Origin of the sequence: Polyangium sp. 15x6, from assembly GCF_029960785.1 — a bacterium.
In the GTDB taxonomy this organism is placed as follows: domain Bacteria; phylum Myxococcota_A; class Polyangia; order Polyangiales; family Polyangiaceae; genus Polyangium.
This window is the reverse complement of sequence record NZ_JASBQE010000076.1, coordinates 48,245-57,361: the sequence shown is the minus strand read 5'-3', so window position 1 is coordinate 57,361 and position 9,117 is coordinate 48,245. Positions and strand designations below refer to the sequence as shown.

At 68.9% G+C, this 9,117-nt stretch carries 8 protein-coding genes; 4 read left to right on the top strand and 4 right to left on the bottom strand.

Annotation, left to right across the window (positions count from 1 at the left end; translation table 11 throughout):
- Positions 1 to 255: 255 nt before the first annotated feature.
- A complete protein-coding gene (locus QHF83_RS38240) occupies positions 256 to 1,266 on the top strand; it encodes a hypothetical protein (protein ID WP_282423000.1) in 1,011 nt (336 codons plus the stop codon).
- A 13-nt stretch (positions 1,267 to 1,279) separates the two neighbouring features.
- Here the strand turns inward: QHF83_RS38240 and QHF83_RS38235 are convergent, their stop codons facing one another.
- A complete protein-coding gene (locus QHF83_RS38235) occupies positions 1,280 to 1,909 on the bottom strand; it encodes a hypothetical protein (protein WP_282423001.1) in 630 nt (209 codons plus the stop codon).
- A 119-nt stretch (positions 1,910 to 2,028) separates the two neighbouring features.
- The gene (locus tag QHF83_RS38230) at positions 2,029 to 4,410 is read right to left on the bottom strand and encodes an exo-beta-N-acetylmuramidase NamZ domain-containing protein (protein ID WP_282422999.1); all 2,382 of its coding nucleotides are present in this window, start codon (positions 4,408 to 4,410) and stop codon (positions 2,029 to 2,031) included.
- Positions 4,411 to 4,462: 52 nt separating this feature from the next.
- On the opposite strand from QHF83_RS38230, the gene QHF83_RS38225 reads away from it, so the two are divergent.
- Together QHF83_RS38225 and QHF83_RS38220 are read left to right on the top strand one after the other, a co-directional pair.
- Positions 4,463 to 6,013: an alkaline phosphatase D family protein gene (locus tag QHF83_RS38225; RefSeq protein WP_282422998.1), complete on the top strand. Its 1,551-nt coding sequence runs from the start codon at positions 4,463 to 4,465 to the stop codon at positions 6,011 to 6,013.
- 86 nt (positions 6,014 to 6,099) lie between these two features.
- Positions 6,100 to 6,546, top strand: a complete 447-nt coding sequence (locus tag QHF83_RS38220) for a hypothetical protein (RefSeq protein WP_282422997.1) — start codon at positions 6,100 to 6,102, stop codon at positions 6,544 to 6,546.
- Position 6,547: 1 nt separating this feature from the next.
- Here QHF83_RS38220 and QHF83_RS38215 read toward each other — a convergent pair whose 3' ends face one another.
- Together QHF83_RS38215 and QHF83_RS38210 are read right to left on the bottom strand one after the other, a co-directional pair.
- Positions 6,548 to 7,540 carry an OmpA family protein gene (locus QHF83_RS38215; RefSeq protein WP_282422996.1) on the bottom strand — a complete coding sequence of 331 codons (993 nt, stop codon included), beginning with the start codon at positions 7,538 to 7,540 and terminating at the stop codon, positions 6,548 to 6,550.
- A gap of 65 nt (positions 7,541 to 7,605) precedes the next feature.
- Positions 7,606 to 8,457: a hypothetical protein gene (locus QHF83_RS38210; RefSeq protein WP_282422995.1), complete on the bottom strand. Its 852-nt coding sequence runs from the start codon at positions 8,455 to 8,457 to the stop codon at positions 7,606 to 7,608.
- Positions 8,458 to 8,668: 211 nt separating this feature from the next.
- Here QHF83_RS38210 and QHF83_RS38205 point away from each other — a divergent pair, with 211 nt between their 5' ends.
- Positions 8,669 to 9,091, top strand: a complete 423-nt coding sequence (locus tag QHF83_RS38205) for a hypothetical protein (RefSeq protein WP_282422994.1) — start codon at positions 8,669 to 8,671, stop codon at positions 9,089 to 9,091.
- Positions 9,092 to 9,117: the final 26 nt, after the last annotated feature.

Here is a 9,117-nt window from a genome sequence, read left to right as displayed (position 1 = left end):
GGCGCGGTCTCGCTCGGCGCGGCAGCGCTCGGCGCGGGCGCGGCGGCGGGCGCGGCGCTCGCGGCTTCGGGCGCGGGGGGCGACGGGTCTTTGCTGCAAGCCGCGAGGAGCAGGAGGGCCGCGGGGCCGAGGAGGCGAGGGGAGAAGGTCGCGCGTCGCATGGTCGTGGGCATTGTCGCAGAGAGCGGGCGCACGTGTCGAGGTGTGCGATCGATGGTTTTCGGATGTCGCGATTCCGCGTATCTTGCCGGGCAAATGAAAACGATCGAAGCTCGAATCCACGAGGCCGCGTGGCGCCCGGCGCGCGCGCTCGCGCATCCCGCGTGGTGGGTCGCGCTCGCCGTGCTCGCGGTGAACGATCACGTTTTGAAGGGCAGCGGCCTGGTCCCCGGGCTCGTGACGGGCAAGCTGAGCGACGCGGCGGGGCTGTTCCTCGCGCCCGCGCTGCTCGCGACGCTCGTCCGCGCGCGCGGGCGGCGCGCCGTGATCGGCTGTCACGTGGCCGTGGCCGTGGTGTTCGCGGCGCTCGAGCTCTCGGGAGGCCTCGCCGCGGCGTGGGACGCGGCGCTCGGGGCGCTCGGTTTGCCTTTCCAAACCTGGGCGGATCCGACGGATCTCTTCGCGCTTCCTTTCGTGGCGCTCGGCTACCGGGTGCTCGCGCCGTCGATGCGGGAGGTTCGACCAGACAAACCGCGGCGTCCTCTGCGTCCGATCGAGCTCGTGGCGGCCGCCGTGGGGCTCGTGTTCTGCATGGCGACGTCGGTGGCGCGGCTCCCTCAGGTGCGGCTGACGGGTCCGCGGGGCATGGTCCTCGCGGACGTGTTCGTGCACGTGCCTTCGGAGGAGCCGGAGATGCACGTGATGGTCCGACGCCCGAAGGCCCCGCTCGATTGTGATGCCGTGCTCGCGGATCCGAGCCGGCTCCGGCCGGAGACGTTCGACGAGAAGCGCGGCGGCGTGGGGGTCGTGTTCGCGGGGGAAAACCAGGCGATCGCCCCGTCGGAGAAGTGGGGCGTCGAGCCCGAGCAGCGTTGCAACGCGGCGATGATCCGAGCGGAGAAGAGCGGGGTCTTCTCGTCGGCGGAGCTACCGTGGACCTACGTCTTCTGGGAGACGGGAAAGATTCCGATGCGGCCGATCCCCGCGACGCCCGAGAAAGGCGAGGCGCTGCTGGACGGGGCGCTCGTGCTGCGCGTGAAAAAGGGAGTGATCGAGCTCCGTCCGCAGGGGCCGGTGTGGATCCGGCGCGCGGACGGAGCTCTTTAGCAGCCTGCTGACGTCAAACGGAACCGTACATCGCGGCGAACGCCGCGGCTTCGCCCCGCAGCAGGATGTCGATGCGCGAGCTCGTGTTCGCGGAGGTGTGCAGCTTGCCATTGCGCACGTCGAGCACGGCGGGCACGTATTCGGGGTGGCCCTCGCAGAGACCGCGTGAAAGAAGCGCGAGGATCACCGCGGTGCGGCGCGGCGTGAGCGGCTCGCTGCGGAAATAGAGCTTGATCAGATGCGGTTTGCCCGAGATGACGAGCCCGAGCTCGGGGTTCACGTCGATCTCGAGCGCGCCGAGCGAGAGGCCCGCGCGCGGGGGCTCGAAGAAATTCATCGGGCCCTCGGCGAGGAACGCGCGATATCCGGCGACGACGAGCGGATAATGCTTCTGCCGCTTCTCGTCGTCCTGCGCGCGCGCGACGTCCGAAAGCGTGGAGGCCGGGAGGCCGCTTTTGTGCATCTCGACGATGGCTTCCCGGATCGGACGATAAAAGTCCGTGCTGAGCTCGTCCTTGCGCTCCTTGTACTCGCGCACGCCGGTGAGCTTGGGCGTCCCGGACTTCAGAACGAAATCGACGAAGTACGTCAGCGAGACCTTGTCCATCGGATCCTCCTCTGCCGCGGAGGCGCTCTCGGCCATCACCGTCACGCGCCGTCCGTGTCGTTTCCAGATGATAACACGGAACCTCCGTCCGTCACGGTTTTTCATCTTATGCCGTGATGAACAATGTCCGGGCCGTTCCGAGGACGAAAAATGTCCTACCGATTGTCCTTGTCGAACTCGGGGTAGAGCAGGTGGGGCCGGCGGCGCTCCGAAAAAGCCTTGAGATCCTGCTCATAGAGCGCGACGAGATGCGAGAGGTCCTCGCCGCGGACGAGCGCCTCGTGGACGCGGGCGCTGCCGAGCAAGGTGAGGACGCCGGCGGGCTTCCATTCCTCGGGATACAGCCTGCGCAAAGCGACCGCAATCGCGAGTCCCACGCGGACGGGCTCGATCTTCGCGGGATCGGTGACGTCGAGGGCGACGCCTTCGCAAGGCACGCCGGCGTGGGTGCTCGACGTGGGGGTGAAGCGGATCGGGGAGAATCGCACGCCGGGGAGGCCGAAACGCGCGAGCTCGGCGGCGAAGCGCGCGCCGGAGAGGAAGGGCGCGCCCACGCGCTCGAAGGGCTTTTCGGTGCCGCGCCCGACGCTGACGTTCGTCAATTCGAGCAGGCCCACGCCGGGATAGAGCAGGGCCTCGGTGATGCTGCGCAGATTGGGCGAGGGGTTGATCCAGGGGAGGCCCGTCTTGTCGAAGCGGAAGGAACGATCCCAGCCTTCGAGGGGCACGACGTGGAGATCGGCGCCGAGCTTCTTTTCGGCGTCGAAGAGCCGCGCGAGCTCGCCGACGGTCATGCCGTGGCGCACGGGGATCGAATGGTACGCGACGAACGAGGCGCGGCCGGGGTCGACGAGCGGGCCCTCCACGACGATTCCGCCGAGCGGATTCGGCCGATCGAGCACGACGAAGCGGAAGCGGCGTTTCGCGGCCTCTTCGAGCGCATATCCCATCGTGCTGATGTACGTGTAAAACCGGGTCCCCGCGTCCTGCAGGTCGAAGACGAGCGTGTCGAGTCCGGCGAGCATGGCGTCCGTGGGGCGGCGATCGGTGCCGTAGAGGCTATGGATGGGCAATCCCGTGCGGGCGTCTTTTCCGCCGGGGACGAGGGCATCCTTGTCGGCGCCGAGGCCGTGCTCGGGGCTGAAGATGGCTTTGAGCTCGAACGATTTCGAGGCGGCGAGGACGTCGATCGTGCGCTCGCCGCGCGCGTCCTTGCCCGTGTGATTCGTGATGAGGCCGATCTTGCGCCCGGCGAGGACGCCGAAACCGCGCGCTTCGAGGACGTCGATGCCGACGCGGACGCGGGCGGCGGGCGGGCCTTGGGGGATCGCGGCCGCGGCATTCGCGACGTCGCGGCGCAGGCGCGCGGCGTCGCCTTTGCCGTCCGGGTGGAGGCGGCTCGCGAGCAGGACGACGGCGTCGCCGCGGCGGACGTCGAGCCAGAAGGCCGTGCCCGTGAAGCCGGTATGCCCGACCCCGCCGAAGAGCGAGCCGAGGGCGAGGCTGCGGGACGAAGGTTTGTCGGGGCTGCCTTCGGGGAGCGGCAAGGGCTCGAGCGCGGTCATGGCCCGGACCGAAGTTTCCGCGAGGATCCGGCGTCCCTCGAATTCGCCGCCGCCGAGGAGCATCCGGACGAACCGGCCGAGATCGTCGGCGGTGGAGAAGAGCCCCGCATGCCCGGCCACGCCGCCGAGGGCGCGGGCGCGCGGGTCGTGGACCTCGCCGAGGAGCAGTTCGTCCGCGACGCGCTCGGTGGGCGCCGCGCGCGCGGCGAGCCGGGGCCCGGGGCGGAAGGTGGTGTCCATCATGCCGAGGGGCTCGAAGAGGTTTTTCCGGGCGAACTCGTCGAGGGGCTCACCCGAGGCGCGACGGATGATTTCGCCGAGGAGGATGTAGCCGAGGTCGCTGTAGACGTGGGCCTCGCCGGGAGGGTGGAGGAGCTTGGTTTTCTGGATGCGGGCGAGGGCGCGGGCTTCGCCGTCGGCGTACGAGGTGATCGCGTCGCCGGCGGGGAGGCCGGAGGTATGGAGCAGGAGGTGGCGGATGGTGACGCGCTCGCGATCGTCGTCGGTGAAATCGGGGAGCCATTTCTGCGCGGGATCGTCGAGGCGCAGGGAATTGCGTTCGACGAGGAGGAGGATGGAGCTCGCCGTGGCAATGGGCTTCGTGAGGCTGGCGAGGTCGAAGACGGTGCCGAGGGCCATCGGCGAGGGGGAAGGTTCCTTCGCGCGGAGGCCGTAAGCTTTGCGGAGGACGACGTGGTGCGCTTTGACGACGAGGAGAACGGCGCCCGGGACTTCGCCGCGATCGACGGCGCCGCGGATGGCTGCGTCGAGGCGAGCTTCGGCGTCGGGGGGGAAGGTGGGAAGGGCGGGGGCGGATGCGGAGGCGGGAATGGTGGCGGAAGCGGGAGCGGATGCGGATGCGGGAGCGGTTGTGGCCGTTCGGTTCTCTTCGGGGCGCGGAGGTTCGGTGCAGGCGGCGCACAGGGTGAGCGCGAGGGTCAGAGCTTCGAGGTTGCGGGCCGCGCTACCCATGTTCGGATGTTAGCATGGTGCCCCCGCCTCGGTTTATCCTCGCGAACACACCATGCCGACCCCTCCTCGCACGCTCCTCCTCCCCCGACGCGATTTCCTCCTCGGCTCCCTCTCCGCCCTCGCGCTCCCCTCCTGCGCCGGGCAGTGTGGCTCGCCCGGCGTGGTGACGCCCGAGTCCGCGCGGCCGACGCTTCCGTTTGGCGTGCAGACCGGCGATCCCACGGCGTCGGGCGTCGTGCTCTGGAGCAAGACGGATCGGCCGGCGCGACTTTTCGTGGAATGGGGGACCGACGAGCGGCTCAGCGACGCGCGGAAGCTCGAAGGGCCCGTGGCCACGGCGGAGAACGATTTCACGGCGCGCGTGGAGCTCACGGGGCTGCCGGCCGGGAAACGGATCCATTATCGCGTGGTCTTCGAGGCGGACGACGCGGGGCACGCGCGGAGCGAGCCGGCCGTGGGGTCGCTCCGCGCGCCGCCGGGGCCAGGGGAGGATGTGAAGATCGTGTGGTCGGGGGATACGGCGGGGCAAGGGTTCGGGATCGACGTGGACCGCGGCGGCATGAAGACGTACGCGTCGATCGCGCGGCTCGCGCCGGATCTGTTCATTCATTCGGGGGACCGGATCTACGCGGACAATCCCTTGCCGGAGGTGATCGAGCTCGACGATGGGTCCGTCTGGAAAAACCTCGTGACGCCGGCGAAATCGAAGGTGGCCGAGACGCTGGAGGAGTTCCGGGGGAATTTCGCGTACAACTTCCTCGACGAGCACGTGCGGCGGCTGCACGCGGCCGTGCCGACGATCGTGCAATGGGACGATCACGAGGTGCGCAACAACTGGTTCCCGGGGCAGGTCCTTTCGGATCCGAGGTACAAGGAGCGGCGGGCGTCGGTGCTCGCGGCGTTCGCGAAGCAGGCCATGTTCGAGTATGCGCCGATGCGGCAAGGGCACGTTCATCGGGTGCTGTCGTACGGGCCGCGCGTGGATGTTTTCGTGCTCGACGCGCGGAGCTTTCGAGGATCGAATGGGCCGAATCGCGAGGAGAAGGAGCCCGCCGTCATCCTCGGGCAAGAGCAGGTCGCGTGGCTCGAGGAGGCGCTCGCGCGGTCCCGGGCGACGTGGAAGATCATCGCCTGCGACCAGCCGATCGGGCTCGTGATCCCGGATGGCCCCACGGCGCAGGAGGGGTTCGCGAACGGGGAGGGGCCGCCGCTCGGGCGGGAGCTGGAGATTGCTTCGATTCTGTCGTTCCTTCAGGAGAAACGGATCCGGAACGTCCTGTGGATCACGGCGGACGTGCATTACGCAGCGGCGCACCATTACGATCCTTCGCGGGCGAAGTTCGCGAAGTTCGATCCGTTCTGGGAGCTCGTCGCCGGGCCTTTGCATGCAGGTACGTTCGGGCCGGCGCCGCTCGACGAGACGTTCGGGCCAGAGGTGAAATTCCAGAATCGAAAGCAGGGGGATCCGCCGATCGGACCCGCCGGGGGAAAACAGTCGTTCGGGGTGCTCGCGATCGACGGGAAAAGCGGGCGGCTCCGCGCGTCGCTGCACGACGGCGACGGAAACGAGATGTGGAGCGTGGAGATCGAGGCGGAGAGCTGACGCGGTTCCTCCCCTACGCATTTTCTCCACCCGCGTCGGGCAGCCTCTGATCGACGAATGCGCGCGACGATCTAGCCTCGGCTGCCATGCAGAAAATCTTGGCCGGATTGGTCATCGCGCTCGGAATCGGATCCGTCGCGGCTTGCGACGACGTCGACGTGAGCGGCGAGGGCGGAACCGACGGACGAGGCGAGAGCGCGAATTCGATCGTAGCGCCGCCCGAGACGGGCGAAGGTGGAGGCTGCGGATCCGGTGAACCCGGCGGATCCGGTGAGCCAGGCGGTGAAGGCGGGGGCGAAGCGGGTTCGCTTTCGTGCGTCGTCGACGACTTTTGCCACGAATCGTCCGGCGGCAATTGCTCCTGCAGTGGCACGTGCAACGGCCAATCCGTCAGGATCGTTTGTGGATGGGCGACGGGCGAGGCGAGATGCTATTGCTTCGTCGATGGGGTCGAGATCGGGATGTGCACGCACCCGAACGGCGGGTATTCGTGTGGGCTCGACACCACGTGCTGCAACCCGTTCTTCGATTAGGCTAGAGCGCCTTCCACCCGAATGTGACCGCGCCTTGCGGCAATCGCGGCGGGTCGAGGGCGAGGATGTAATCGACGCGGCGGTTTTTCGCCTCGGCGACCTCGTCCCCCGTCTTGACGATCGGGCTGTGCTCGCCGAACCCTTCCCACGCGACCGGGATCTTCAGGCCGCGGCCGCGGAACCAGGCGGCGATCGCGCGCGCGCGCTTGCGCGAGAGCGTGAGGTTGTGCTCGGGGCTGCCCACCGTGTCCGTGTGACCCGCGATGAAGAGCGAGATGCCCTTCAAATCCTGGTGCTTCGTGAGCGCGGCCTTGACCTTGTCGAGGCTCGCTTCGAGCTTCGGCACCTCGGAGTCGCGGATCTTGTCCGAGTCGGTCTCGAAATTGACCTCCTCGTGGTCGATCTTCACGTTCCACGGCGTGATCGCCACCCCGACGTAGCTGCCCTCGGTGTCGTGGCCCCAGACCTCGATGCGCGAGACCGTCTCGGCACGGATCGGGCTCCAGTCGATCGCGAGCACCGTGCCCGGCGCCGCGCCGTCGAAGGCCTTCGCCGCGTTCGCGAGGATCTTGCCGGATTCGCCGATGACCTGGAGCTCGACCTTGCACGCGGCCCGCGTGAGCTTGACCTCGAGCTTGTGGCCTTCGAGGTCGACGCGGGAGCGATCCACGCTGATCTCGAGCTTCTTTTTCGGGCCCGCGGCCGCGCCGGCCTTGGGCTCGCACGTGATCGACGGCGCCTTCGGGGCCTCCGCGAGCTCCGTCGGCGCGGGTTTGTCCGGGGCAGGCTCGGTCTTCGCCTCCTCGGGTGGAGGCGGCTTCGGGGCCTCGTCCGTGTTCGCGGGCGGCGAAGCGGGGGGCGTGGAGGAGGGGGCCTCGGCGGTGGGGGCCTCGGTCGGGGTCTCGGGGGTCGTCTGGGCGCCCGCGCCGCCGCAGCCGCAGGCGAGCGCCAGCAGCAAAAGGGGCGCGATCGACGAGGTTCGGAAGATCGCCATGGAGAACGTCTACCAAAACCCGGAGGGCGACTCCAGGCTTTCGTGGACGTCCCCGGCGGCGCGGATCACCTGGGCCAGCGGACGTCGAGGACGACCCGGCGGCCATTGCGGAAGAGCTCGAAGACGGCGCCGCCCTTTTCGCGGGAGGACGCGTAGCCGCTCAGCGCGCGGTCGGGGCTATCGATGCCGAATCCATTGATGGAGACGAGGACGTCGCCCGGCTGGACGCCCGCGAGGGATTCGATCGCGTCGGGGCCGAGGCGAGAGTAGCGCACGCCGACGGTCTTTCCGCCCTTCTGGACCGGGCTGATGCGCGTGCGGAGGTCGCTGCCGCCGTCGAAGACGTTCTTGCCGAGGTTCGTCCGGACGAGGAAGATGTCGAGGCCCGCCTCGCGGAGCTTCTGGACCCGCGCGAGCAAGGCGTCCGGATCGTGGACCTCGGGGTGGAGCGCGGCAAGGACGCTCGTGAACGCCGGGACGTTCGTGTCGTCGAAGGAGTTCTCTTCGCGCGGCGGAGGCGGGGCCGGGAGCGCGGCGGTTTGCTTGGGCGGCGCGGGCGTCCTGGGTTTGCCCCTGGACTTCGCGCGGTGCTGTTCGGCGAGGAACGACCCGAGCATGGCGAGGTGCTGGCTCGTCTCGACGACGACGAGCGTATTGAACGACAGAATGCCCACGGAGAGGACGGCGAGCGCGACGGGCAGCCAGCGGAGGACGGCCTTGGCGCGCCGCGGGGCGGGTTTTTCGGCGCTGGCGCGCGCGACGACGCGGCAAGCTTTGCGGAGGCAAGGGTCGCAGGCTTCGACGCCCGCGCCGCTGGGGACGAACGGCTCTTCGCAGAGCGCGCAGATGTGTGTTTGCTCGACGTGAGGGCCAGCGCAGGTGGGGCACGAGGGGGTGCGGTAAGGCTCGGTCGACATGGAGCGGGGGGATATCAAGTTCGGTGCCAGGCCGGGACGAGCGCGTTTTGCAGAGAAACACGCGCCCGGTGCGTCGGGATCGCGACAATCCGGCGTGAGGCGCGGCAGGGCGCTGCCAAAATGACAAGCGTTTCCGGAGCGGCAGGATTCCGACCATGGCGGGCGTTCCGACGGAATTGACGCGTTGTGCCCCGCGCGGTAGTCGTTCGGGATGGAGCTTCTCCCGGTCGACAAGGCCGAAACCACGACGACGGCGCGAGCGACGGTGCGGCTGTGGCGGCCCGCACGGCGGGTGCTGGTGACGCAGGTGACGGGTTATCTCGACGATCAGTGCGCGACGTTGATCGAGGCGGTGGCGCGCAGGGTCGCCGCCGAGGGGGGGCGCCTCATGGGCTTTCACGACTGGGAGGAGATGACCGATTACGATGCGCGGGCCCGCGCGCGCCTGACCGAGATGGCGCGCGACATGGGGAAAGGGAACGAGGGGGCCCATTTTCTCGTGCGGTCGAAGCTCGTGGCGCTCGGCATCGAGGCGGCGAGCGTGGTGATGTCGGGCGTGCGCGTGCACCATACCCGCGCAGACTTCGAGGCCGCGCTGCGCGAATGCATTCAGCAGCGAGGCCGCACGGCGTGAGCTTCGCAAAGGCTTCGTGAGTCGAT

Excerpts from the sequence above, each read along its gene's own strand:
- QHF83_RS38225 (WP_282422998.1), top strand. The coding sequence starts at position 4,463 with ATGCCGACCCCTCCTCGCACGCTCCTCCTCCCCCGACGCGATTTCCTC.
- QHF83_RS38230 (WP_282422999.1), bottom strand. The coding sequence starts at position 4,410 with ATGGGTAGCGCGGCCCGCAACCTCGAAGCTCTGACCCTCGCGCTCACC.
- QHF83_RS38240 (WP_282423000.1), top strand. The coding sequence starts at position 256 with ATGAAAACGATCGAAGCTCGAATCCACGAGGCCGCGTGGCGCCCGGCG.
- QHF83_RS38220 (WP_282422997.1), top strand. The coding sequence starts at position 6,100 with ATGCAGAAAATCTTGGCCGGATTGGTCATCGCGCTCGGAATCGGATCC.
- QHF83_RS38235 (WP_282423001.1), bottom strand. The coding sequence starts at position 1,909 with ATGGCCGAGAGCGCCTCCGCGGCAGAGGAGGATCCGATGGACAAGGTC.
- QHF83_RS38205 (WP_282422994.1), top strand. The coding sequence starts at position 8,669 with ATGGAGCTTCTCCCGGTCGACAAGGCCGAAACCACGACGACGGCGCGA.
- QHF83_RS38210 (WP_282422995.1), bottom strand. The coding sequence starts at position 8,457 with ATGTCGACCGAGCCTTACCGCACCCCCTCGTGCCCCACCTGCGCTGGC.
- QHF83_RS38215 (WP_282422996.1), bottom strand. The coding sequence starts at position 7,540 with ATGGCGATCTTCCGAACCTCGTCGATCGCGCCCCTTTTGCTGCTGGCG.